The following is a 26492-nucleotide window of genomic DNA, read 5'->3' as shown; positions in this document are numbered from 1 at the left end:
AATTATTTAATCCTCAAATATAATGCTTTAAAGAATATTTAAATACATAAAACTAAAAATTATGTTAAATGAATACCTTTAAAAACTTAAATATCATAAAAAAAGCCTCAAACAAATTGTTTGAGGCCCTATGTATAATAATATTTTAATTATTTTTTAATAAATTTAATATTTTCTGTAAGACCATTATCTTTAATGGTAATAATATAATTTCCTTTCAATAATTCAGCTACTCTTACTTGATTATTGGTAATATCACCAGCTTTTACTAACTGACCTACTACATTATGAATCTCAAATTTAGCTTTTTCAGATACTTTACTAATATTTAAAACATCAGCTGCAGGATTAGGATAAATTTGAATACCACTGTTAGTGTTGCTTACTTCTCTTGTTCCTAGTGCCGCTGTTACCACTACATTATAGTCTTCAGTTTCTCCATAATAGAAATTGGTACCACAAGCATAATCAGAAGGAATAGACAATCCGTTATTACCAGATCCTGCGTAGATGAAGACTACTCTCATTCTCAACGGTTGGTTTTCTATAGCAGAAGAAGGAACTGTAATAGAAGAAGTATACTGAGTTGGAATAGCAGCAGCTACAGCAGCATTCAATACTTTTTCAGAATCTTCAAATGTTCCGTTTCTATTCCAATCTATCCATGCTGCTGCTGCATCGTAATTATCCCCACTTCCTACATTAACTGTTAAAGTATAAGGAGAAGCCCCTTTTATCAAATTAATCTGCAATGCAGAGTTTGTAGTGAAGTTTGTATATGTAGATGCTCCAGAAGGATTATTTACATTTGACAATGACACATTTGAGATATATTCGTATGTAGCTAAAAGTGTTGAAGAATCACAATAATTAACTGTAGAAGTTGTACTTACCGTAAAGTTTACAGATGTAGAGTACGAACCTGTAGTACCAGAACATACTGCTGCTACCTGCACTTCATACGTTCCTGCTGTCAAACCACTGATGTTGATTGCAGAACCTGATGTAGGAACTTCCGTCCAAGTAGTGTCTGTTGTTTTCTTATAACGTACAATGTATGTCGTAGTGGTTCCAGAATAAGGCGTCCAATAGATTGAAGCCCCTCCAAGTGACGTAATTACTGTAAGACCAGAAGGTGCAGCACTGCTACAAGGAGACAATGTAGTAAGTGAAACGCTTCCAATAGCATAAAATACGTTACCAATAGAAGAAACTCTTACTTTAATCGTTGTTCCATTCAATGAAGTAGGAAGTGTAAAGCTTTCTGAACCATCATTTGGCGTAGAAGCAGAAAGCACTGTCCACGTAGTTCCATTATCTGTTGTATAATCTATTTTTACATTGGCAACATTATAAGGTGATGCTGTAGTATTGGCAACCGCCCAAGAGATAGGAGTTGGAGAACCATTGGCTTCCGCTACCGTAGTGGTTACCTTAAATGGACCATTATCTCCCACAACAATAGTCTGCGTTGCATATTGTGTTTGCTGAGTTGTAGCATTTGCATTATTATCTCTTACCGTTACAGCATAATTTGTAGTTCTAGGAACCATAGATACAGACTCCCAAGTATTTCCTGTATTATCTAATACCCCATTTAATACAGAAGACAATTTAGGAAAATATCTCGTAGGATTTGTAGAGGGTACAGCAGAACGGAACGAAGCTCCCGAAGAAGTTGTTCCCAAATTGGTTTTGTTGATGATCGTACTGGCATCATCTATTTCTTCCCAAGAATAAGTCATTGGATCACCTTGAGCATCAGTAGCAGAAGCGGTCAAAACAAATGCTGTTCCTTTAGGAATATTATAAGTAGGTAAAGCAGCAATCACCGGAGGATCATTTGTTACCGAAGTTTCTACATCGCAAGTTGTAGTTTGTAAATTATCTAATACCTGACCTATACTTGCCATATGGAAATAAGGATCTGAATGCGCCTGCACATCAGTAGTAGTCCCTGTAATCCCTGCATATCCCATAATAGTAGAACCTGAACCCGGTTCCATATTCACCCCTGATCCTTCAAGGCTATGAGAAAATGTATGGTTACCTCCTAATTGATGCCCCATTTCATGAGCTACATAATCAATATCAAAATTATCCCCTTGTGGAATACCATCGGCAGGTGAAGTAAATCCTGATCCTTTGTATGCTTCTGGAGAACCACTTGAATCAGTAGTCATATCATTGCTACATACACAACCGATACACCCAGCGTTACCACCTCCACCGGAAGCTCCAAATAAGTGTCCGATATCAAAATTAGCATCTCCAACATTATTATGTAAAACGTTCATCAATTCTCCATTCCAAGCTCCGGCAACACCGGCAGTAGCACCAGAATATGGATCTGTAGATGCTGTTGTATAGATTACCCCAGGAAAATTTTGAAGGTTCAAATGCAAAGCAAAGTCTTTTTCAAATACTCCATTTACTCTGGTAAGAGTAGCATTAATAGCCGTTAATGCACCTGCAACTGTACCTCCAAAATAAGCAGTATATTCTCCTGTTACAGACATTGCCAATCTCATCGTTCTGTATTTCTTATCAGATGATTTAGAGAAATCACCAGGCTGATTAGTAAAAGAACTTCCTTTTTTCAACAATTCAGAAATCTGTTTTTTCTGTGCAGCCGTTTCGTTTGTACCACATAAAAAAGTACTACCCGGCATTTTTCTTGTTTTAGGATGCACCTCATAAATAGTTTTATCACCAATTTGGGGTTCAATAAATTCATACTCCCCATTTCCAATAATCATTGATTGGAAATCATTTGGAGCCAAAGAAAATCTTAAATATTTGGTAGGATCATCTACTCCTACCCCCACATAAGAACCCAGCTGATATTGATCTGCTAGTTCTTTCACCACCACAGGAAAACTGTACACTGAGAATTTTTCTATTTTCCCACTAAGCGTAGGTAAAGAAATAATTACCGGTGTTGCGTTTGCACCCATTTCCTGTGCATTTTTCAACTGAGATTGGAGTATATCCAAATCCAGCTTATAGTAATCTCTCACTCGGGAAGCAGACACTTCCATCGTTCTTGAACTCTTCTTCGGGACAGTTGGAGTCCACTGCGCTACAGCCGAACCACCTATCACACTACAAAATAAAGCAGTAAAAAGTTTTTTCATATACACAAATCTTTTCTTATAAAAATTATTTGAATTACCAAAAATACATATTTCTTTAATTAACAAACTAAATTATCGACAATTACCTAATTTTATTCGACAACTATTGTAAAAAATTCAACGAATTCCCATATCACAAAGATAGATACTATCAAATAAAAAAGCCCCAAGCAAATGCTTGAGGCTTTTCTACAATAAAATTATTTCTTATTTTTTAATAAACTTAATATTTTCAGAAAGGTTATTATCTTTAACTGTAATAATGTAAACTCCTTTAACTAAATCAGTTACTCTCACTTGATTATTATTAATATTTCCAGCTTTTACCAGCTGTCCCACAGCATTATGAATTTCAAATTTAGCTTTTTCTGAGACTTTAGTTATATTAAGAACATCCGTAGCAGGATTTGGGTAAACACCAAAATTCTGAGTATTTACTTCACTGGTTCCTAATGTACCTAATTTTAAAGCTCTAGTCTGTGCAGTAAAATATGAAGATCCAGTAACAACATCCGCCCCAGCAGTCGTTTTTATGTTATAAAAACCTCCATAGCCATAAATACCATCACCATACACATCATTAATTGTAAAGGTATAACAGTCATTAGTATTTAATGTCCAGTTCTGAGTAATCAAAGCAGGTAAAGGGGTAGAAGAAGTTGGATTAGATACATCTGAATATCCTCCTCCGCTATAAACAATTACTCCTGCACTATTTTTTAAGTTCCAGCTCACCTCAGAACCCCAGTAATCTAATTGTAAATTAAATACAAAATTAGTTGCCGTACTTGCTGCTATAGCAGGAGGCGTGAATGTTCCTGTCAGTGCATTATTAGAACTTCTTTGATCTGCTACTCCATTAACAGTCGGAACATTAATCGACAAAGCACCATTCGTTGCAGTGGCAGGCACCGGTAATGTAACAATCTGATACTTATCCTGAGCCAAGTTACCCGTCCAGTTATATGAATAAGGAGTTCCGTTAATTGTATAAGAAATAACAGCAGATGTAAGAGCAGATGTTCCTCTATTTGTAAGTGCTATATTAATAGCATATCCCGTACAAAAATTATCCGCAGAACATGCAGTCTCAAACTTTATCTCTGCATCATTTGGAAACAAAGGAATTGCCACATCTTTTGTAGACGTTTTCAGCTCCATTCTTCTAGGAGAATTATTCATTACCGCAGTAATTCTATCTTTCTGATTCTGTGTAAAAATATTCATACACGTATCATTGGTGTAATCCATATAGTTTTGAACCATTTCTATCTGCCCTGAAGTACACCCAGCCTTATTGGTATTACAAGTATAATTAGCAGTATGAGCCGTAGGAGTATCTGCACAATAATCAGTCCCACAATTAGAATCACCCCAAATATGTCTAAGACCTAAAAAATGTCCCACTTCATGAGTCATCGTTCTTCCTTTATCATATGTTTGGGTCATTGGAAAAGATCCAAAATCTGTACTTCCAAAAGTTGCATAATTTGCTACTACCCCATCTGTAGTTGCCGTCCCCAAACCGGAAGTCAAGCCGCTTAAACCAGAACCGGAAGGGAATGTTGCATATCCCAATAATGTAGCATCTGAAAATGTTATACTCCACATATTCATATACTGCGTTGGGTTCCATATCGTGTTAGGCTTCACATACCCATCAATATCGGTTTGTGCCCAATCAGGATAACACATATTCACTCTATCAATACCATTAGTAGGGTTACCATTAACGTCCACTTTTGCTAAAGCAAACTGTATCATTGTATCCGCTCCCACTGCAGATGTATTATATCCCGGAGTAGATGCCATTCTACGATAATCTTGGTTCATTACTGTAATCTGAGATTGAACCTGCTCATCAGTAATATTTGCTCCTGTACCATAAGGCTCTCCAGAATGAATAACATGCACTACTACAGGAATAGTAATAATACCTCCACTTGTAGATTTATTGGTTAATCTTTCTTCTTTAACTTTTTCAACTAACGGCGCAATCCAAGCCTCAAATTGATCTTCTGTCATCCTTTTAGGATCTTTTCTTTGTAAATATTCTTCATATTCTACAAAAGAACAACGATCAAAACCATTACTTTGTGCCAATTCTTGTGGCGACTTCTTTTTAAAATCATTATTTGTTTTTTGTATTTTCTGAGCATGAATACTAATCATCCCTATTGCAACAAATGAAAGTGATAAAACAGATGTAAAAATTCTCTTCATGTTATTATTTAATATTTTGCAAAGATATTTTTTTTTAAGGTAATTCTAAAACTTAGTTGTAATTTATTCTAAAACATTATCATTTCAAGCATTCATTTCAATCTTAATCATTACTTTACACGAAAACATATTGATCTGAAAATTTTGACATATATTATATTTCAAAAATAAATCTCCCCTTTATCTATAAAATATCACAAAAAACTATTCAAAAGCAAAAAAGACAACCAATTGGCTGTCTTTTATTATTTATAAAATACTATTCTTAAAACTTATACGCAATATTCCAGGCAAATCCCATTGTAAATTTACCCGAGCTTCTTCCGAAACCTGGAACAATCATAGGCTGAATTTCATCCTGTTTTGTTGTATATATTAGATATTTGGGCTGTAAATTTACATCTATATAAAAATTAGATTCAAATAGCTGAACTCTTCCTCCCAAAGAAGCTTCAATCCAGTAAGAAGATTGAGTAGACGAAGGAAACGCTATTGAGGAGCTGCTTCCCCCATATCCACGAACCGGAACAGCCATATATTCCTGTTTGTAAAATGATCCTGCCAGTTTTCCTCCTCCATAAAAGCCATTGAATTCATTTTCAGGATCTTTTGCCAACATGTAAAAACCTCCCACTCTCAGAAAGGCGCCATTTACTTTAGCATCATAGCCATTTTTCTGATAAACATTTGAGTCAAAACCCGCATCTATCACTCCATGAACATTATCTTTAATTTTTGATGAGATGAAACCTTGATACAGTTTTCTATCCGAAAAAAAAGAAGCACCGGTATTCAGCAGATCAAAGCCTACCATAAAATTAGGCTTATAATGCCATTCTTTTTTCTTCTCCTCTTTCTTTTCCTGGGCAAAGACCACAAAATAGGAAAGACTAAAAATTAAGGTATAAATTAGTTTTCTGTTCATTTTCAATAAAATTTTGCCCAGTTTCTACACTTAAAACAGTGGTTGGTAATAATAATTCCGATTTCAGATTTTCATAATTCTTTTTAATTCCACAACCTGGCGAAACATAGATAGCTTTAGTTGTATAGCTTACTCTAACTTTTGATGAATCTGCAGTCGTTGTAGTTTTAACAAACACATCCGTGTATGGAGAATCGTCTACACGCAATGGAACAAAAATTGAGTCAACGTTTTCCTGCCAGCCGAAATCTACAACATTGGAGCCATAGTTTACAAACACTTTTATAGAATCTAAAGTGGTCTGTTTTCCGGCCTTTTTAAATTTGATTTTCATTCTCGGGGTACCTTCTCCGCTTTCACAGATATCATCGTCTCCTCCACAAGAGGTGAGCATTCCGAGGCTGCATAATAATATAAGAATGGTAATATATTTCATACTTCTATTTTGGGTCTAAAGCTTTTTCAATTCTGAAAACAAGGTCTTCATAGTGATATTTATTTACTGCATTAGAATCTGCTCTTCCGGAAAGATCTTTTTTAATCATTACTAAATTTCCTCTTACAATAGCAGAAACATCCGATCTGTCTGAGCTTTTTGAGTCAACAAGCTTAATCAGATTATCAACATAATTTCTCTGAAGGTTTCTTCCGTACACATCTGGATTATCTTTTTTAATAATTGAGGTGTTAAGATCTGAAAAAAGTTCAACCATTGTATAAGTATTCGGATCTACTGTTTCCATCTGATACATATTATTCAGTACCATCGGACTCAAAATTCTGGAAAGAACCCCATTCTGGATATCCTCAACGGTTTTTACAGGTGTTTTTCCTGTTTTTTCAAAAATTTCTTTTTTAAGAAGCCATTGCGGTGTCGTGAAAATATTTTCTTCTAAGAATTTCATCGCCTCTTTCTGATCTTTTTTAGATACAGGTTCATAAACCACTCCTGACTGTTCAGCCGTTTTAGGAGTTTCCATTTCTCCTCCGATATATTTTGAAACGTGTCCTGCATATCTTCTGAACTGTGTCGTTACCTGGTCATACATCATTCCAAGGTTATTATAGTCTTCATTCGGAGTTTTTGTCCATTTTTCAAGATTATCAATAATTCTTTTAAGATTTTTGATTCCGTACGTACTCGCAACCATTGCATTATCTCCTACCTGCTCACTCTGAGATCTCGGATCAAATGGATTAGTTTCTGTACCAAACCAAAGTCTTTGGTCTTTCAGATTCTTGATCACCCATTTATTTAAATACTCTTTTTCCAAATCCGGTGTATTGTATTGGAAAAATCTTCTGTACCCCCATTCAATAGCCCAATTATCATAATCCCCAATTCTCGGCATAATTCCAGAATCTCCAATATTATCTTCCGGTTGTGCAACATAATTAAATCTCGCATAATCCATAATTGAAGGAGTATGTCCGTTTTTCTCAAGCCATTTTTTATCTCTCAGTTTTTCAACAGGTACTGTAGAACTTGATCCAAAATTATGTCTTAAACCTAATGTATGTCCTACTTCATGAGAAGAAACAAAACGGATCAGTTCTCCCATCAATTTATCATCAAACTCAATTTTTCTTGCTCTTTCATCATTCGGTGATGCCTGAACAAAATACCAGTTTCTCAAAAGCATCATTACATTGTGATACCAGTTAACATGACTTTCCAAAATTTCGCCTGTTCTAGGATCTGAAATTGAAGGCCCTGAAGCATTCGGAACATCTGACGGTTTATAAACGATTGCTGAAAATCTTGCATCTTCAAGACTCCATTCAGGATCAGTTTTTGCATCAGGAACTTTAGCATAAATCGCATTTTTGAAACCTGCTTTTTCAAAAGCTTTTTGCCAGTCATTTACCCCCTGAATCAAATAAGGAACCCATTTTTTAGGAGTTGCAGGATCAATATAGAATACAATCGGTTTTGCAGGTTCTACAAGCTCTCCTTTTTTATATTTTTCTAAATCCTGAGGTTTAGGCTCCAGTCTCCATCTTTTCACCAAAGAAACTCTCTTTACGCCTTGAGGATCAAGATCAAAATCTGTGTATCCTACAGCAAAGTATCCTACTCTGGGATCAAAATATCTTGCCTGCATTTTGTTATCCGGTAAAAGAACAAATGAAGAATTGATTTCTACCGTATAGTTTCCACTGATTTTTGGAAGGTTTGCAGCCGGAATTCCGGGTATTGGTCTTCCCAGTGTACGCGCAAAAGTTTTAGTCGTATTGATCTCAATATTCGTCGGATAAGATTTTACAAAATTCACAAACGACATATCTTTCTGAAATGTGCCTACTTTAAAATCGTCTTTGTAATTGGCAGAAAAAGAAACCATATCATTATCTGAATTCAACAGGTCTGTTACTTCAATTACAGAGGTTTTTTTATTATTCCCGTATGTTTTTACATCAAAAGATTTAATGATAGATTGTACATTGTTTCTGATTACAGAATTGTACATCTCTGATGTAGAATCTTTTGCATAGTCTACGAAAGAGATCGATCTTAAAAGTATTTTATCTTTTGGTCCTTTTTCAAAAGCCACCACTTGCTGTCCGATCTGATCCCCTGCATATCCTGTACTTCCGGAACGCATTCCTGCTGCCGCTTTTGTAAGTCTTGTTACCAATAAAAACTCCTTTTTTAAAACAGTATCAGGAATTTCAAAATAATATTTATCCTCAATTTTATGAACCGTAATAACCCCTTGGTCAGAAATTGCTTTGTCTGTGATAATCTCTTTATAAGATTTCATAGTAGGCTTTTTCTTATCATCTTTTTTCACTTTGGCAGTATCTGTTTTTACTGCTGTAGAATCTTTTTCCTGACCTTTCAATTCATACTGTCCAAACACCAATGCCAATAAGACGAATGCAGTACTGAGGTTTTTCACTTTTTTCATTTAAATTTTCTGATTAATATTTCAAATGTAAGTATTTATTTTTTGATAAGTAATGCGATATTTTCCACGTGATGCGTCTGTGGGAACATATCTACCGGCAAAATTTTAATCACATCATAATGCTCTTTCATCAAAGCAAGGTCTCTTGCCTGGGTCGCAGAATTACAACTTACATACACCACTTTTTCAGGAGAAAGTTTTAAAATCTGTTCAACTACTTTCTGGTGCATTCCGTCTCTTGGTGGGTCTGTAATTAAAACATCTGCTTTCGGATGATTGGCAAGGAATTCATCGTTGAAAATATCTTTCATATCTCCACAATAGAATGTTGTATTCGTTAAGCCATTCAATTCTGCATGTTCAATTGCTGCATCAATCGCTTCCTGCACAGATTCTATACCGATCACCTGTTTTGCGTTTCTTGCTACATACTGCGCAATTGTTCCTGTTCCTGTATATAAATCATAAACTACTTCATCACCTTTTAAATCGGCAAATTCAAGCGTTTTTCTGTATAATTCAAGAGCTTGTTTATAATTTGTCTGAAAGAAAGATTTTGGACCTATTTTGAACTTCAGACCGTCCATTTCTTCCATTAAATACCCTTCACCGAAATATACATTGATATCTAAATCGTAAATTGAATCATTCGGCTTTGGATTAATCGCATACACCAATGTTTTTATCTGAGGGAATTTCTCCAATAAAAATTCAAAAAGTTTTTCTCTGTTTTCTTTTTCTTCTCTGTACAACTGGAAAAGAACCATCCACTCTCCGTGAGAATTCTGTCTCATCATTAAGGTTCTTAAAAACCCTTCGTGATTTCTGACATCGAAGAAATCTAATCCGTTATCTACTGCATAATTCTTTACTGCAAGTCTTATTTGATTGGAAGGATCTTCCTGAAGGAAACATTCTTTAAGATCAAGAATCTTACTCCACATTCCCGGAATATGGAAACCAAGGGCATCTTTACTTCCGAAATTTTCTTCAGAACTTATTTCATACTGCGTAAGCCAACGAGCATTCGAAAACGAAAACTCCATTTTATTTCTGTAAAAATATTGTTCTTTTGAACCTAGAATCGGAATGGTTTCAAAGTTTTCAATTCCACCAATTCTCTTGATGTTGTTGTACACTTCTTCCTGTTTGAAATCGAGTTGTTTTTCATAGCTCATATTCTGCCATTTACACCCACCACAAGTTCCAAAATGAATACATTTAGCATCCACTCTATAAGGCGACTTTTCAAGAACGTCTACAGCCTCACCTTCATAGTATTTTGACTTCGCTTTCTTTACTCGTACATTCACAATATCTCCAGGAATTGCCCCCGTTACCATCACCGTTTTTCCTTCTTCTGTTTTTCCGATCGCAACACCTTTTGCTCCTGCGGTCAACAGCTTTATATTTTCAAGAACTAAATTTTTCTTACTCTTTCTGCTCATTCTAATTTTTTCTATTTTCCTAATTGAAACTTTGACGTCCCAGTTTGCAAAAATACAATAAAAAAAACCTTATCCGAAGATAAGGTTTTCATATGTTATTAAATGTTTCTTATTTTGCCTGAGCCGGTTGAGGAGCCTGCTGTTGTGCAGCCGCCTGTTGAGCCGCTACTACTCCAGGATCCATTCCTGCGCCTTGTTGCAACTGAACATTAGGATCTACTTTTGGAGCAGACAAACCTGTTTGCTTATCTAAGATTGTTACCAATTCCTGCTCACCTAGGTTTACAAAAGATCTGCTTGCAATTTTTCCGTCTTTATCAATGATTACAAAGTTTGGAAGTTTGAAACCGTAAACACCGTATTTTTTTGCAATATCAGAGTTCAGCCCTCCTTCAGCATATACATTTGTACCTGTAATCCCTTTCAACATTGAATTACTTGTTTTAATGAACTGATCTTTTGTATCATCTACATTTACAAACACAAAATTCATTTTTGATTTATAGAAATTAACAACTTCTTTTAAAACCGGCACTGTAGATTCTGCGATATAAGGATTCCAAGATGCGTAAAAGCACAGCATATAAGGTTTACCTTTATTTTCAGATAATTTATACGCTTTACCGTCCTGTTTGATAAGTGATGCATCCGGAGCAACTTCCCCTACTTTTAATCCGATCACAGCAGTTTGGATTTTAGTAAGGTCTGCTTTAATAGTAGCATCTTTAATTTCAGTATCAATAATTTTTTTAATTTTCTCTGAAGTCTTGGCAGGTGTTCCCGGGTGAATATCAGATTGTGCCATTACAAAAGCCAATAAATAATCTTTAGCTGTATCTGACAAATTTTTATCAGTTTTTAAATACTGAGAGAAAAGCTCAGAAGTCGTAAGATCAGTTTTACCTTTACTGTTAGCTTCCGCATATTTTTGGAAATCCGGGCTAATTTTAGTCAATAAATATTGTCTGTAGAAAGGATTTTCTTTTACCATTACATCTTTATTCTCCTGAAGTTTGTTTTCATAATCTGTAAACACTTTAGAAGGCTTGAAAGATGGATTTCCTGAAAACTGCTTTTGTCTCATTTCATATTGCATAAGAATAGAAAGGATGGTTGCAGAAAGATCATTCTTTTTCCAAGTTACAATTTCGTTGTCCGGATTGAATTTCTTAACGTTTTGATCAATATTATCGCTAATATTTTTTTCAATTTTCTCAACTCCTGCAACGAAAGCTTTATCGTCTTTCGTCATCAGTTCAGCCATAGTAGAGTTTACTTTCTGACCGTATTCTCCAAGGTATTTTTGAGTTGCCATAAAGAAGTCATTATTCTTTTTAGCATCACCAGTAATTACATATTCTGATGGGAAAGTAAGTCCGTTTCCAGAAATTTCAAGAGTCTGTCCTCCTTTCAGATAGACTAAATTTTGCTTACCCGCATAATTGATAAGATACATCCCATTCTTAGGAGCCTCAAAGCTACCAGAAAATGTTCCGTCATTTTTTACTCCAATATTAGCCAAAGGTAACGTAGCCACCCCTGAAGCTTCAATAAATTCGATTCTCTCTAATGGAGAAGCTCCTGTAATTTTTCCTTTTACTTCAACTTTTTTAGAGCAAGACACCGCAAAAATAGCGATGATAAACAATAAAAGATATTTTTTCATTTTTGATTTTAATAATGTAGCAAAAATAGGTTTTTCCAATCAACTGAAAACAATTATTTAAGGTATTTTATGAAAGATTTAACTAATATTTCAGTTATTCGGGAAAACAGTATGATAACACTTATTCAATGAATAGAAAAATTACCGGACAATGGTAAGTAGCTTGCCGAAACCATTGAAGTTCCTCATTGCTGTTGTAGCATTTATTGTCACCTATTTTATCAGCTTTCTTCATTTTAATTACAAAACGGCCTAATGAAACAAATCCTACATAGATATTTTTAAAGTTCTCATCAATGATTATATTTCTATGGCTAACATCTATTTCTAAATATTTACTATTACCCATAAAATTCACTTCTGTCTTTGGAAGAAGATATTGTGGATCTTTACAATCCGCTGATTCACAGGTGTACATAAAAGCTATGATTTTTGTATCATTTTTATCAATCTTTTCTCCGGATACGGGATGCTTACCACTACTAAAATAGTATCTGATTTTCTTTATTTTTTTGTCCAAGTAGGATTGGTTTTCCGGAATTTCAACTATTCTTGTATTATCTGGTAGGATATATAGTCTTGATGAGCCACCTTTATCTTCTATCCCAATTAATAATTCTTCTTTCTTATTATTAATTACTACCGTCTCAATAATTTTCCCTGAAGAAAAATACAACACGTCATCTTTTATTTTAAGTTCTTCTTTATAGAGATGATAATCCATCTTTTTATCTAAATCAATAATTACAAATTTTTCCGCATTATGTATACTTTCTAAAGGGATATCGGCAAGGCCATTTTTGGATATAAATAACTGATTGGTTTTGCCATAGACTTCTATTTGATAATTTTTGATTAATTCTGTGTCTTTTTTTAACTGAAAATTTTGGGCCGAATAAAGTACAGAACAAATTAGAAAAGTGAATAAACAGAGTTTCTGATAGATTGTTTTTTTAATTTGTGAAGTGCTTACACTCATATTGTAAAGGGGGTTGAAGAAATTATTATATAAAAAAATCGTCATCCGGTAAAGGTGACGATTTTTTATTTATGTATGATAAAATTTTATCCTCTGTCAGCAAGAGCTGCCATATATTCTCTGTTCATTCTGGCGATGTTTTCAAGAGAAATTCCTTTCGGACATTCTACTTCACAAGCACCGGTATTTGAACAGTTTCCAAACCCTTCTTCGTCCATAGCTTTCACCATGTTCAGAACTCTTCTCTTCGCTTCTACTCTACCTTGTGGTAATAGAGCGTACTGAGAAACTTTAGCTCCTACGAATAGCATTGCAGATCCGTTTTTACAAGTCGCTACACAAGCTCCACATCCGATACAAGCCGCAGCATCCATTGCTTTGTCTGCATCTTCTTTAGGAACCGGAATTGCATTAGCATCTAAAGTATTTCCTGAAGTGTTCACCGAAATGAAACCACCTGCAGCCATTACTCTGTCGAATGCGCTTCTGTCTACCATTAAATCTTTAATAACTGGGAAAGCAGCACTTCTCCAAGGTTCAATAACGATGGTTTCACCGTCTTTGAACATTCTCATGTGAAGCTGACAAGTTGTGATACCAGTATCAGGACCGTGAGCTCTACCATTGATGTAAAGAGAACACATACCGCAGATACCTTCACGACAGTCGTGGTCGAAAGCGATAGGTTCTTTTCCTTCGTTAATGATATTTTCGTTCAAAATATCTAACATTTCTAAGAAAGAAGAATCTGTAGAAACATCTGATATTTTGTAGGTCTCGAACTGACCTTTAGTTTTGCTATTTTTTTGTCTCCAAATTTTTAGGGTAAGATGAAGGCCTTTTTTTGCACTCATAATTATTTATTTATAGGTTGGAGATTATTTGTAACTTCTTGCTTTAACTTCAATGTTTTCGTAGATCAAGTCTTCTTTGTGCAGAACTTCTGTTGTAATATCATCTGTTTGATATTCCCAAGCTCCAACATATTTGAAGTTAACATCATCTCTTTCAGCCTCACCTTCTGCAGTAGCATGATCTTCTCTGAAGTGTCCACCACAAGATTCGTTTCTATGCAAAGCATCGATAGCCATCAATTGTCCAAGCTCGATAAAGTCTGCCACTCTAAACGCTTTTTCAAGTTCAGTATTCATACCTTCTGCATCACCAGGAACTTTTACATCTGCCCAGAATTCTTTTTTCACCTGAGCAATTTCAGCAATAGCTTCTTTCAAACCTTCAGGAGTTCTTCCCATTCCCACCTTATTCCACATGATGTGTCCTAATTTTTTGTGGAAATGATCTACTGAATGGGTTCCTTTATTATTTAAGAAGAAATCTACTTTATCTTTAATTTCTTTTTCAGCTTTGTCAAAATCTGCAGAATTCGTAGGAATTGCTCCAGTTCTGATATCCGCTGAAAGGTAATCTGCAATCGTGTAAGGAAGTACGAAATATCCGTCTGCCAACCCTTGCATCAAAGCAGAAGCTCCCAGTCTGTTGGCTCCGTGGTCTGAGAAGTTAGCTTCACCGATTACGAAACATCCAGGAATTGTAGATTGTAAGTTATAATCAACCCAAACACCACCCATTGTGTAGTGTACTGCAGGATAAATCTTCATTGGAGTTTTATAAGGATCATCAGCAGTAATTTTCTCATACATTACGAATAAGTTACCGTATTTCTCCTCAATCCAAGCTTTTCCTAAATCATAGATCTGCTGATCTGTAGGATTATGAATATGTTTTTCGATAGCGGCTTCTTTACCTTTTTTGATGATCTCTGTAGAGAAATCAAGGTAAACACCTTCTTTAGTATCATTATTTTCGATTCCGTAACCAGCATCACATCTTTCTTTACCAGCTCTAGAAGCAACGTCTCTAGGTACCAAGTTTCCGAATGCAGGATATCTTCTTTCTAAATAATAGTCTCTATCTTCTTCTTTAATATTTTCAGGTCTCAATTTACCTTCTCTGATCGCAACAGAATCTTTAATATCTTTAGGAACCCAGATTCTTCCTGAGTTTCTTAATGATTCAGACATCAAAGTCAGTTTAGACTGCTGAGTTCCGTGAACCGGAATACAAGTCGGGTGAATCTGTACGTAGCAAGGATTTGCGAAATATGCTCCTTTTTTGTGGATTTTCCAAGCTGCAGAAACGTTCGACCCCATTGCGTTGGTAGAAAGGAAATATACGTTTCCGTAACCTCCTGAAGCAATTACAACAGCATGAGCAGAATGTCTTTCGATCTCACCTGTTACCAGGTTTCTTGCGATAATCCCTCTTGCTTTTCCGTCTACAATTACTAATTCCATCATCTCATGACGGTTGTACATTTTGATTCTCCCTTTACCGATTTGACGACTCATTGAAGAATATGCACCTAATAATAACTGCTGACCTGTTTGTCCTTTTGCGTAGAAAGTTCTTTTTACCTGAACCCCACCAAATGAACGGTTATCTAACTGACCGCCGTAATCTCTACCGAAAGGAACTCCCTGAGAAACACATTGGTCAATAATATTTGCAGAAACTTCAGCTAGTCTGTAAACGTTGGCCTCTCTTGCTCTATAGTCACCACCTTTAATGGTATCGTAGAACAATCTGTAAGTAGAGTCACCGTCTCCCTGATAGTTTTTAGCTGCGTTGATCCCCCCTTGAGCTGCAATAGAGTGCGCTCTTCTTGGTGAATCCTGATAGCAGAATGCTTTTACGTTATATCCCTGCTCAGCCAAAGTAGCTGCAGCAGAACCTCCTGCCAAACCTGTACCTACAACAATAATATCAATCTTATCTCTGTTGTTTGGTGCAACAAGGTTCATATGGTCTTTATGATTTTTCCACTTATCCTTTAAAGGACCCGCCGGAATTTTTGAATCTAATTTACTCATACTGGTATACTGATATTATTGAGTTACAAGGTGAAAAATTGCGATAAAGATAAATCCTGCAGGAATAAGGATAGAATACCATTTTCCAACAGCCTTAATTACCGGAGTATATTTTGGGTGTCTTGCCCCAATTGACTGGAATGAAGACTGGAAACCATGAGCCAAGTGTAATCCCAACAAAACGAAAGCAATTACATAAATAGCTACCCTCCAAAGGTCTGCAAACTTCTCATGAAGTTCTGGCCAAAAACGTTCTGCATCCGGAGCAATACCTTCTACATACTTGTAATTAATTTCATGTAACCAGAAATCATATAAGTGTAGCGCCAAGAAAGCCAAAACAACCGCTCCGGAAATAATCATATTTCTGGACATCCATGAAGAATTCACAGAAGGATTGTTTGAAGCGTACTTTATCGGACGCGCTTTATTGTTCTTCATTTCCAGAACAAATCCCATAATGAAATGGAAAAGAACTGCAAAACCAAGAACAGGCTGCATTAAGAACTGCACAAAAGGATTATAGCCCATAAAGTCAGATGCCGTGTTGAATGCATCCTTGTTCAGAACTGATAACAAATTGGTCGTCAAATGCAGTATAAGAAAAATCAGCAAAAATAGAGCTGATAATGCCATAGCATATTTTCTACCTATCGTAGAACTCGTTAAACCTGCCATATAAGTTTAAATTTGAATTTCCACAAAATTATGAAATGTTAACAATAACAAAAAGTGAGAAATCTCACAATTTATCAGTTTGTAATCTTTCTAAATAAGAATTCTAGCTTTATCAATTCATAGAGAATAAAATTTTCAACAATTATTTTATCACATAAATTTTGTTATCATACACGATTTTTTGAACATTATCCGGAATCGTTTTTACATCGATGGCTTTCACTCTTCTTGAAGAGCAATACGGATTAATGATAAATTGCTTAACCTTCTGTTTATCTGCCTTTTCATCAACCCAAAAACAAACAAGATTTCCTTTTTTCACAGAAAACACTTTACGTTTATAAAAATCATGTACAAGCACCTCATCTCTAGTATTTTCATACATATTGAAACCAGTTCTGATAATTAAAAACCCCAGCAGACACATTATCAATCTCGCAGAATTTTTAGCATTACATTTCAAAATCAAAAACCTCAGCAAATAAACACCTGTAAACAGGCAAACCACTTCAAAAATATTCATAGGAATATTCTCAGAAAAAAGCATATCTACACCTGCAAACCAATGAATCACGTCAAGCAATATCTGAACTATAAAATCATAAACAGTGTTAATAAAAGAGAGATCCAGATCAAAGGCAAGCAAAGCGGTCATTACAAATGAAAACACAATAATAACTTCAGAAAAAGGCACAATAATAAAATTAGCCGCTATGGAAATCAATGAAAACTGATGAAAATAGAACAGCACAAGCGGCAATGTTGCCAACTGTGCAGAAAGAGAAATTGAGACAGTATTAAAAATTAATTTCTTAAAATAAGTATCTGTTTTCGGTAAATAATGCAAAATGGGCTGATTCAACCAAAAGATCCCCAAAACAGCAAGAAAGCTCAATTGAAAACCGACATCAAACAATTGTTCAGAATCAAAAATTAAAATAATAAAAGCAGACAAGGCCAAAGAATGCAACAAATCCTGTTTACGCTGAAGCAAAACATAGATAAAATAAACAGTCAGCATAATACAAGATCTCACCACCGAATTTCCAAATCCTATAAATGCTGCAAACAACCAAATAAAAATCAGACTGGAAATGATTGCATATTTCCTGAACTGAAGTGGTAAAACTTTCATCAATATCAAATAAAACAATCCGAAGATTACCACAATGTGCGTCCCGGAAATTGCCAAAAAATGAACTAATCCAGATTTATTAAAATCCTGTAAGGTTTCAGAATCAATTTCTGTACGATCTGCTAAAATGATTCCTTTTAAAAACTCTTGAGTTTTGGGAGAAAGGTTTGATTGGTTAATTTTTTGTAAAACCTCCAGCCTTTTCTGCTGTATTTTTTCGGTTAAAGAAAGATCCGACCTGTTTTTCGACAGGATTTCTCCGTTAAGATAAAATTGCGAATGTATCTTTTTCCGGTGAAGGTATTTTGCATAATTAAACTGAAAATCATATTGAGGCTCTTTCACATCATACCGAAAAGCTTGTGATTTATAGTAATTCTCAAAATTTAATTCTTTAGATGCTTTTGGAAGATAAATCAGGGCATTTTTATATTCTTCTCCTTCTTTTACCAATGCTTCATATTTCTTGTACTTTTCTGTAGAATTTAATTTCTTAGAAATTTTAAAGACAATAAAATCTTCTTTTTTGGAACCTTCTGCATCTTGATTAAATTGCTGGAAATAATGAAAACAAATTCCAATTCCGAAAAAAGAAACCATCAGCAAAAGAGGTTTAATTCTAGAAATAAGATATGAACGGTAAAAAGTTGTAAGTAATAAGATTACGCTTAGAATAATAATCCCTACAATTACATTTCCATTTACAGGAAAAATATCTTGCAGAAATATTCCAAGAATAAAGCAAATACAGAGAATAAATAATGGCTGTTTATTCAAAACAAGGTGATTTAAACACCTAATTTAGTAAATTTTCAAATACAAAAAGAAGTAAAATACTGATTTTCAAAACCAATCAGCATTACTCAAAATACTAAAGGTTTAGAATTACATCTGCGGCATTTTCACTGGCTCCTTTTCCACCCAGTTTTTCTCTCAGCAATTCATAGTTTTTAAGAACCTCATCTCTTTTATCTCCTGCCAACATTTTCTTAAGTTCTTCAACCAGATTTTTAGTATTTAAATCGTTCTGAATTAATTCTTTCACCACTTCCCGATCCATAATCAAGTTGACCAAAGAAATATATTTAATGTTCTTTACCAATCTTTTTGCAATGGCGTAAGAAACTTTACTTCCACGATAGCAAACCACTTCCGGCACATTCAGTAAAGCTGTTTCTAAAGTGGCTGTTCCGGAAGTTACCAGAGCTGCTTTTGAACATCTTAATAAATCATACGTTCTGTTAGATACAAAATGTACGTTTTCATCTACATATTTTTCGTAAAATTCTTTCGGAAGACTTGGCGCACCTGCGATGACAAACTGATAATCTTTAAAATACGGTCTTACAGAAAGCATCATTTCAAGCATTTTTTCAACTTCCTGTTTTCGAGAACCCGGTAAAAGCGCGATGATTTCTTTTTGATTTAATCCGTTCTCTTTTTTAAATTCTTCAACATCTATTTTCTGAAGGGTAGAAATAGCGTCTAACAAAGGATGCCCTACAAAATGAGAATGAACATTATGCTTTTTATAAAAATCTTCTTCGAAAGGAAGAATCACCATCATTTCATCTACATATTTTTTGATGATCTCCACTCTTCCTTCTTTCCAGGCCCAAAGCTGTGGTGAAATATAATACACAACTTTTATCCCCAGTTCCTTCGCAAACTTTGCAATCCTTAAATTAAATCCCGGATAATCCACCAAAATCAAAACATCAGGTTTATTATTTCTGATGTCTTCTTTGCAGAATTTAATATTATTTAAAATGGTTCTTAAATTCATCGCAACTTCCAAAAATCCCATGAAAGCCAGATCACGGTAATGCTTTACCAATGTCCCACCTTGCTTTTCCATAAGATCTCCTCCCCAAAATCTGAATTCTGCGTTAGGATCTTTTTGTTTTAAAGCTTTCATCAAATTGCTTCCGTGTAGATCTCCGGATGCTTCACCTGCGATAATATAATATTTCATTTTCTCTGAAATCTTTTATGTTTTATAATCATCAGCAAACCTTTACAATGAACTCTTCACTCTATTGAAAGTGCAAGTTATGGGAGGTTTCTATGATCAGGATAGAAAACAAATAAGACATGATACTATCTTAATTTGTAAATTTGTTCAAAGATAATGATAAAAATGTCAGAAGAATTTGAAATACGAAATAAAGTTGCTGAAAGCGGTTTAATCAATTTTGACCTTACAGATCTTGTTCCGAAAGGAGTAAGAAAGGGAATTGACCTGAAAGATTTTCTTTACATGGAAATGATTTTAAAGGAAAAAGATTTCCGCGAAAAAGTAGCTGCGATCAATCCTGAAGAGTATAAAGGTGCTTATGTTTATGTATACAACTCTGCAGATGCGATTGTTCCGCTTTGGGCCTATTTTTTAATCACAGCAAAAATCACTGATGTCACCAAGAAAATTGTTTTCGGAGACAAAGAAGATTTGGAAGTCATATTAATGCACAATGCCATTCAAAGCTATGACTTTGATGAAATGAGAGGGAAAAGAGTTTTGGTGAAAGGCTGCTCAGATAAAGAAATTCCGGAAAACGCTTATATTGAGCTTGTTGAACAGTTACAGCCGATTGTAAAATCACTTATGTTCGGAGAAGCTTGTTCTAATGTTCCGATCTTGAAAAATTAATTTAAGTTAATTATTCATAACACGTCCAACAATTGCAATATAAAAAACTCATCAATCAGAATTTTTAATAAATTTGATTTCAACAATTAAAAATCACATACGAAATGAGTTTACTTGATCTACTTACCGGAAACACCAGCAATCAGGTTGCTGAAAAGGCTGAAAATAAATTCGGAATCAGCAGAAATCAAATTATTGCCTTATTAGCAGTTGCTGCTCCTTTGATTATTTCTTATCTGAGAAACAAATCTCAGGATGCCAAAGAAGCTGAAGCACTAAACAATGCATTAGATAAAGATCATGACGGAAGCATCTTAAATGATTCTTCTCAATTAGAAGCCAGAGAATCAGAAGGCGGTTCTATTTTGGGCCACATTTTTGGTGGAGACAAGCAGAATGTAGAAAACCAGCTTTCTCAGAATACAGGTATTTCCATTGATAAAATAGGTCCAGTTCTAGCTATGTTAGCTCCTGTAATTATGGGGTATATCGGAAAAGAAAAGCAACAGAGCAATGTAGGAGCGGGAGGTTTAGGAGATCTTTTAGGAGGTATTTTGGGCAATGCATCCAATCAAGCTCAAGCACAGCAGTCCAGCCCATTGAATGATATTTTAGGAAGTGTTTTAGGTGGCGGACAATCACAATCTTCCGGAAATCCTTTGAACGATATATTGGGAAACTTTCTTGGAGGAAGCAATAATAACAATCAGCAAAGCCAGCAAGGAGGCGGATTAGGAGATATTCTAGGAAGCTTTTTAGGAGGAAAATAAATCCTTATCCATTAAAATATTCAGATACCGAAGATTAGTCTTTGGTATTTTTTATTTCAAAAATCAAAAAAAATCAATAATTAATTATCGTAAAACAATAATTAATTATATATTTGCAATAATAAAACATTCATCAAATGGAAATCATCGGGAAAAACTCTTTATCACAATATATCAGTTATATTCTTTTTGTTTTGTTTATTATTATTGCTTTTAATTTCGTGTATGAAGTAATCGGTCACGCCATCTTATTTTACAAATACAAAACAGGAAGCACACTATTTTCAAACACTTTTGCTTTGGCAAACGATGTAGGATGGGGTAAAAACAAATGGACAATTCCTATGGAAAATCAATTAAAGTTCAGAATCACTTATCCTTTTTCTGATATTCAAATGGTAACGGGAATCTATGCCGCCAATCAGATTTTCCATAACATTATAGGGATGCTTTTCCTGAGTTTGTTTTTCTATTTCTCATATAAATGCTTTAAAGAAATGAGTGTAGATCAGATTTTCAATCAAAACGCAATAAAATGGCTTAAAAGATTTTCTTTCTTAAATCTTAGTATTGCAGGAATAGGTATTTTCGAATTTTTCTATTTCAGAATGGATTCCGCATACACCTTTTTGACCTTCTTCTTCTTTGCCTTCTTTGGGATGATTATTCTTTTCATTGTAGAATTTTTCAAAAAGGGACTAGCTTTGCAAACTGAAAACGATTTAACAATTTAAACCATGCCAATCATCATCAACGTAGACGTAATGCTCGCCAAGCGAAAAATGCAGTCGCAGGAATTGGCTGAAAAAATAGGGATCACACAGGCTAATCTCTCAATTCTAAAAACAGGAAAAGCCAAAGCTGTAAAGCTGTCCACACTGGAAGCCATTTGCAAAGCACTGGACTGCCAACCCGGAGACATTCTCGAATATGTAAAAGACTAATTCTTAATTTTTTATGAAAAAGATATTCATCACACTTTTAACAATGGTTATAAGTGCGGTAACTCACGCACAAAAAAACGAAAATTTAAATTTAGATTTTGAAACAAATGAAATTCCTGCCAATTGGTATCTTTTAGGAAATGAAAATTATTCAGTCAAAATTGATCAGCAAAATTTTAAAAGTGGCAGCCATTCAATAGTTATTGAAAATAAAAGCGAAAGCAATAACTACAGATCTATCGCACTCACTCTTCCGGAAAACTACATAGGGAAGGAAATAACTCTGTCTGCTTATATTAAAACAGAAAAAGTTTCTGACGGATATGCAGGAATGTATCTGAGAATAGATCCAAAAGTTATGTTTACTGATTTAGGGAATCAAAATATAACAGGAACTACCGACTGGAAAAAGTATGAAATAAAGGCATTGTTGAATCCCCAGAAAACAGAAAAAATTGTTATTGGCGGAATTTTAACCGGAAAAGGAAAGATGTGGTTTGATGACCTGAAAATTACCATCGACGGAAAAGACATCAGTGAAGCAAAAGCGTATACAAGTCCGTATAAAGCAGATGCTGACAAAGAATTTATTAACGGTTCAAAAATTACAAATGACATTCTAGAAAAAGTAGGCAATGAAAATCTGTATCAGATAGGTTTGATATGGGGATATCTTAAATATTATCATCCCAATATTGCTTCCGGAAATCATAACTGGGACTATGAACTGTTCAGAATCTTACCTAAGCTTGAAAATGTAACAAAGGAGCAAAGGGACAAGATAATAGTAAATTGGATAACTCAATTTGGAGACTTTAAAACAATAAAATACCCAAAAGCAAAAAATCTGAAAATGAAAGCAGATTTAAACTGGATTAAAACATCAGGATTTTCTAAGGAACTAACTGAGTTATTGCTTAAAATAAAGACTGCGGAAAGAAAAAATCCTAATTATTATGTCTCGGTTTCACCAGAAATAGGAAATCCCGATTTTGGCAATGAAAAGGCTTATAACAATATGTCTCTACAAGATTCAGGCTTAAGGATGATAAGTTTGTTCCGCTACTGGAACATCATACAATATTATTTTCCATACAGATATGCAATTGGGGAAGACTGGAAAAATGTTTTAAAAGAATTCATTCCTAAATTTATACAGGCAGAAAACAACAGCACCTATTCCATGACCTGTCTGGAGCTTATCACACGTATAAACGATTCCCATGCCACACTTTATAACGAGTCTATCAATAATTATTTCGGAAAAAGATTTCCAGCCGTGGAAGTTGTTTTTGCAGAAAACAAAGCGGTTATAAAGAGCTATATTGATGAAGATCTAGGAAAAGAAACAGGACTAAAAATTGGTGATGTCATTCTTGAGGTCAACGGAAAAAAAGTGGAAGAAATATTGGAAGAACAATCTAAATATTTCCCGGCTTCAAACCGCAGCATAAAATTAAGGAGTTTATCATTCCTGCTTTTAAACTCTAATAACGAAACAGTTCCTATTAAATTTTCAAGTAACGGAGTTGAAAAAGAAACTACTTTAAAAACTTATACCTATAAAGATTTTAAATACAATCAAGAGGTAAAACCAACATTTGAAATGCTCAATAACGACACAGCTTACCTTTACCTGAATAACGTCAACACAGAAACACTTCCCGGCATTTTTGAAAAAATTAAAAATACAAAAGGCTTAATTCTGGACCTCAGAACATACCCTGTAAACAGACTTGAATCAGCATTAGGAAACTACCTAATGAAAAAACCAAAACGATATGCGAAATTCAGCATTATAAATCCATTAATTCCCGGAAACTTCATCTTGGGCACAGAAAAGCCCAACGGAACAAAAAATAAAAATTACTATAAAGGCAAGGTCGCGATTTTAGTCAATGAAACATCGATCAGCCGTGCAGAATTCCATACAATGGTATTTAGAAAAGCCCCGAAAGCAAAAGTATTTGGCTCTCAAACTGCCGGTGCAGATGGAGACGTGTCCCGCATAACATTACCCGGACAAATCCAAACAATGATTACAGGACTGGGCATTTATAATCCTGACGGAACAGAAACCCAAAGAATAGGAATTGTACCTGATGTAGAAGTAAAACCTACTATTGAAGGAATTAAAAACAATAAAGATGAAGTTTTAGACAAAGCCGTTGAATGGATCAAAAGCTGATCATCGAGATGAATTATCAATAAAAACACAAATTTCAAATAATAAATTTCGCTTCCTATTATTCAAAAACTTCCGAAAGGGAGTTTTTTTGCTTATAAAACTTCTAAAAATCTTATCTTTGCCAACGGAAAATTCAAGGTTCGAATTTGAGCCTTAAACATTGAACTTTAAATAAATAATTATGTTTCGATCGCACACAAACGGAGAATTATCTCTGAAAAATCTTAATGAAGAAGTTATACTTTCAGGATGGGTACAAACCATTCGTGATAAAGGATTTATGATTTGGATAGATCTTCGAGATCGTTACGGAATTACTCAGTTGGTTTTCGACCAAGACCGTTCTACAGCAGAACTGATGGAAAATGCAAAAAAATTGGGCCGTGAATTTGTAATTCAGGTTACCGGAAAAGTAATCGAAAGAGTAAGCAAAAACCCTAATATTCCAACAGGAGAAATTGAAATTTTAGTTGAAAAATTAGAAGTTCTTAATGAATCTCAGCTTCCTCCTTTCACGATTGAAGATGAAACAGACGGTGGTGAAGAATTAAGAATGAAATACCGTTATTTGGATATCAGAAGAAATCCTGTAAAAGATAAATTGATTTTCCGTCACAAAATGGCGCAGAAAGTAAGAAATTACCTTTCAGACGAAGGATTTATCGAAGTTGAAACTCCGGTTTTAATTAAATCTACTCCGGAAGGAGCAAGAGACTTTGTTGTACCGAGCAGAATGAACCCTGGACAATTTTACGCTTTGCCACAATCTCCACAGACTTTCAAACAATTGTTAATGGTTGGTGGAATGGATAAATATTTCCAGATTGTAAAATGTTTCCGTGATGAGGATTTGAGAGCCGACAGACAGCCCGAATTCACACAAATCGACTGTGAAATGGCTTTCGTAGAGCAAGAAGACGTAATGAATGTTTTCGAAGGAATGACTAAAACTCTGATTAAAGATATTACAGGTCAGGAATTCGGAACTTTCCCAAGAATGACGTTTGCCGATGCAATGCAGAAATACGGAAACGACAAACCGGATATCCGTTTCGGAATGGAATTCGTGGAATTGAACGAATTAGTAAAAGGAAAAGATTTCAAAATATTTGATGAGGCAGAATTGGTTGTCGGAATCAATGTTGAAGGATGTGCAGATTATACAAGAAAACAAATCGACGAACTTGTTGACTGGGTGAAAAGACCACAGATCGGAGCATCAGGAATGGTTTGGGCCAAATTCCAGCATGACGGCGTAAAAACTTCTTCTGTAAATAAATTCTACAACGAAGAAGACTTAGCAAAAATCATCGAAAAATTTGGAGCTAAAGAAGGCGATTTAATGCTGATTCTTTCCGGAAACGAACACAAAGTAAGAACTCAGCTTTCTGCGTTGAGAATGGAACTTGGAAATCGTTTAGGATTAAGAAAAGGAAACGTATTCGCACCACTTTGGGTAGTTGACTTCCCGTTATTGGAATTTGATGAAGAAAGCGGACGTTACCACGCAATGCACCACCCTTTCACTTCTCCAAAACCTGAAGATATTCATTTATTGGAAACTGATCCGGGAAAAGCAAGAGCCAACGCATATGACATGGTATTGAACGGAAACGAAATCGGTGGAGGTTCTATCAGAATTTTTGATAAAGATCTTCAGTCTAAAATGTTTGATCTACTAGGATTTTCAAAAGAAGAGGCAGAAGCTCAATTCGGATTCTTGATGAATGCTTTCAAATACGGAGCTCCGCCTCACGGTGGTTTAGCTTTCGGATTTGACCGTTTAGTAGCGATTCTTGACGGAAATGAAGTCATCAGAGATTATATCGCATTCCCTAAAAATAATTCAGGACGTGATGTAATGATTGATGCGCCTTCTTCGATTGCTGATGAACAGCTCGATGAACTGGAACTGAAATTGAATTTAAAAGCATAAATTTAAGGCG

General features: G+C 34.9%; 19 protein-coding genes. 6 read left to right on the top strand and 13 right to left on the bottom strand.

The genetic code is table 11. The annotated features are described in order from the left end of the window. Nucleotides 1–149 precede the first annotated feature (149 nt). The 13 genes from JI747_RS19505 to lpxB all read right to left on the bottom strand — a co-directional run bounded on the left by JI747_RS19505 (nt 150) and on the right by lpxB (nt 19969). Complete coding sequence (locus JI747_RS19505; protein WP_225690533.1) at nt 150–3137, bottom strand: reprolysin-like metallopeptidase; 2988 nt, start codon at nt 3135–3137, stop codon at nt 150–152. A gap of 207 nt (nt 3138–3344) precedes the next feature. Beyond that, entirely contained in the window at nt 3345–5360 is a 2016-nt protein-coding gene (locus JI747_RS19500) for a M43 family zinc metalloprotease (RefSeq protein ID WP_225690532.1), read from the bottom strand. Between the two features lie 265 nt (nt 5361–5625). Next, the gene (locus JI747_RS19495) at nt 5626–6285 is read right to left on the bottom strand and encodes a DUF6048 family protein (protein WP_225690531.1); all 660 of its coding nucleotides are present in this window, start codon (nt 6283–6285) and stop codon (nt 5626–5628) included. Then, nucleotides 6251–6721, bottom strand: coding sequence for a DUF6452 family protein (locus tag JI747_RS19490; protein WP_225690530.1), 471 nt, complete (start codon nt 6719–6721; stop codon nt 6251–6253). The genes JI747_RS19495 and JI747_RS19490 overlap by 35 nt, the downstream gene beginning before the upstream one ends. A 4-nt stretch (nt 6722–6725) precedes the next feature. Next, nucleotides 6726–9197: a zinc-dependent metalloprotease gene (locus JI747_RS19485; RefSeq protein ID WP_225690529.1), complete on the bottom strand. Its 2472-nt coding sequence runs from the start codon at nt 9195–9197 to the stop codon at nt 6726–6728. 35 nt (nt 9198–9232) lie between these two features. After that, on the bottom strand, nt 9233–10645 hold the full coding sequence (gene rlmD / locus JI747_RS19480; RefSeq protein ID WP_225690528.1) for a 23S rRNA (uracil(1939)-C(5))-methyltransferase RlmD: 1413 nt from the start codon (nt 10643–10645) through the stop codon (nt 9233–9235). A 109-nt stretch (nt 10646–10754) separates the two neighbouring features. Beyond that, the gene (locus JI747_RS19475) at nt 10755–12311 is read right to left on the bottom strand and encodes a TlpA family protein disulfide reductase (RefSeq protein ID WP_225690527.1); all 1557 of its coding nucleotides are present in this window, start codon (nt 12309–12311) and stop codon (nt 10755–10757) included. 121 nt (nt 12312–12432) lie between these two features. Further along, entirely contained in the window at nt 12433–13290 is an 858-nt protein-coding gene (locus tag JI747_RS19470) for a hypothetical protein (RefSeq protein ID WP_225690526.1), read from the bottom strand. A gap of 86 nt (nt 13291–13376) precedes the next feature. Beyond that, nucleotides 13377–14144: a succinate dehydrogenase/fumarate reductase iron-sulfur subunit gene (locus JI747_RS19465; protein ID WP_039365171.1), complete on the bottom strand. Its 768-nt coding sequence runs from the start codon at nt 14142–14144 to the stop codon at nt 13377–13379. Between the two features lie 24 nt (nt 14145–14168). Further along, the gene (locus JI747_RS19460; protein ID WP_225690525.1) at nt 14169–16181 is read right to left on the bottom strand and encodes a fumarate reductase/succinate dehydrogenase flavoprotein subunit; all 2013 of its coding nucleotides are present in this window, start codon (nt 16179–16181) and stop codon (nt 14169–14171) included. Nucleotides 16182–16196: 15 nt separating this feature from the next. Continuing rightward, nucleotides 16197–16859, bottom strand: a complete 663-nt coding sequence (locus tag JI747_RS19455) for a succinate dehydrogenase cytochrome b subunit (RefSeq protein ID WP_225690524.1) — start codon at nt 16857–16859, stop codon at nt 16197–16199. Nucleotides 16860–17001: 142 nt separating this feature from the next. Next, the gene (locus JI747_RS19450; RefSeq protein WP_225690523.1) at nt 17002–18771 is read right to left on the bottom strand and encodes a ComEC/Rec2 family competence protein; all 1770 of its coding nucleotides are present in this window, start codon (nt 18769–18771) and stop codon (nt 17002–17004) included. Between the two features lie 94 nt (nt 18772–18865). Continuing rightward, nucleotides 18866–19969 (bottom strand): lipid-A-disaccharide synthase, encoded by a 1104-nt coding sequence (gene lpxB, locus JI747_RS19445; RefSeq protein WP_225690522.1) that lies wholly within the window; start codon nt 19967–19969, stop codon nt 18866–18868. 165 nt (nt 19970–20134) lie between these two features. Between lpxB and JI747_RS19440 the strand changes: the two genes are divergently transcribed. The 6 genes from JI747_RS19440 to aspS all read left to right on the top strand — a co-directional run bounded on the left by JI747_RS19440 (nt 20135) and on the right by aspS (nt 26482). Further along, nucleotides 20135–20644 (top strand): DUF2480 family protein, encoded by a 510-nt coding sequence (locus tag JI747_RS19440; protein ID WP_225690521.1) that lies wholly within the window; start codon nt 20135–20137, stop codon nt 20642–20644. Nucleotides 20645–20748: 104 nt separating this feature from the next. Further along, on the top strand, nt 20749–21414 hold the full coding sequence (locus tag JI747_RS19435) for a DUF937 domain-containing protein (RefSeq protein ID WP_225690520.1): 666 nt from the start codon (nt 20749–20751) through the stop codon (nt 21412–21414). A gap of 137 nt (nt 21415–21551) precedes the next feature. Continuing rightward, nucleotides 21552–22148 carry a DUF2975 domain-containing protein gene (locus JI747_RS19430; RefSeq protein WP_225690519.1) on the top strand — a complete coding sequence of 199 codons (597 nt, stop codon included), beginning with the start codon at nt 21552–21554 and terminating at the stop codon, nt 22146–22148. Nucleotides 22149–22151: 3 nt separating this feature from the next. Beyond that, nucleotides 22152–22358 (top strand): helix-turn-helix domain-containing protein, encoded by a 207-nt coding sequence (locus JI747_RS19425; protein WP_039365153.1) that lies wholly within the window; start codon nt 22152–22154, stop codon nt 22356–22358. Between the two features lie 13 nt (nt 22359–22371). Beyond that, complete coding sequence (locus tag JI747_RS19420) at nt 22372–24546, top strand: S41 family peptidase (RefSeq protein ID WP_225690518.1); 2175 nt, start codon at nt 22372–22374, stop codon at nt 24544–24546. 181 nt (nt 24547–24727) lie between these two features. Further along, on the top strand, nt 24728–26482 hold the full coding sequence (gene aspS, locus JI747_RS19415; RefSeq protein WP_225690517.1) for an aspartate--tRNA ligase: 1755 nt from the start codon (nt 24728–24730) through the stop codon (nt 26480–26482). Nucleotides 26483–26492 lie beyond the last annotated feature (10 nt).

The sequence above is a fragment of the Chryseobacterium tagetis genome, assembly GCF_016735585.2.
GTDB classification, from domain to species: Bacteria; Bacteroidota; Bacteroidia; order Flavobacteriales; family Weeksellaceae; genus Chryseobacterium; species Chryseobacterium tagetis.
This window is presented reverse-complemented; position numbering and strand designations above follow the sequence as displayed.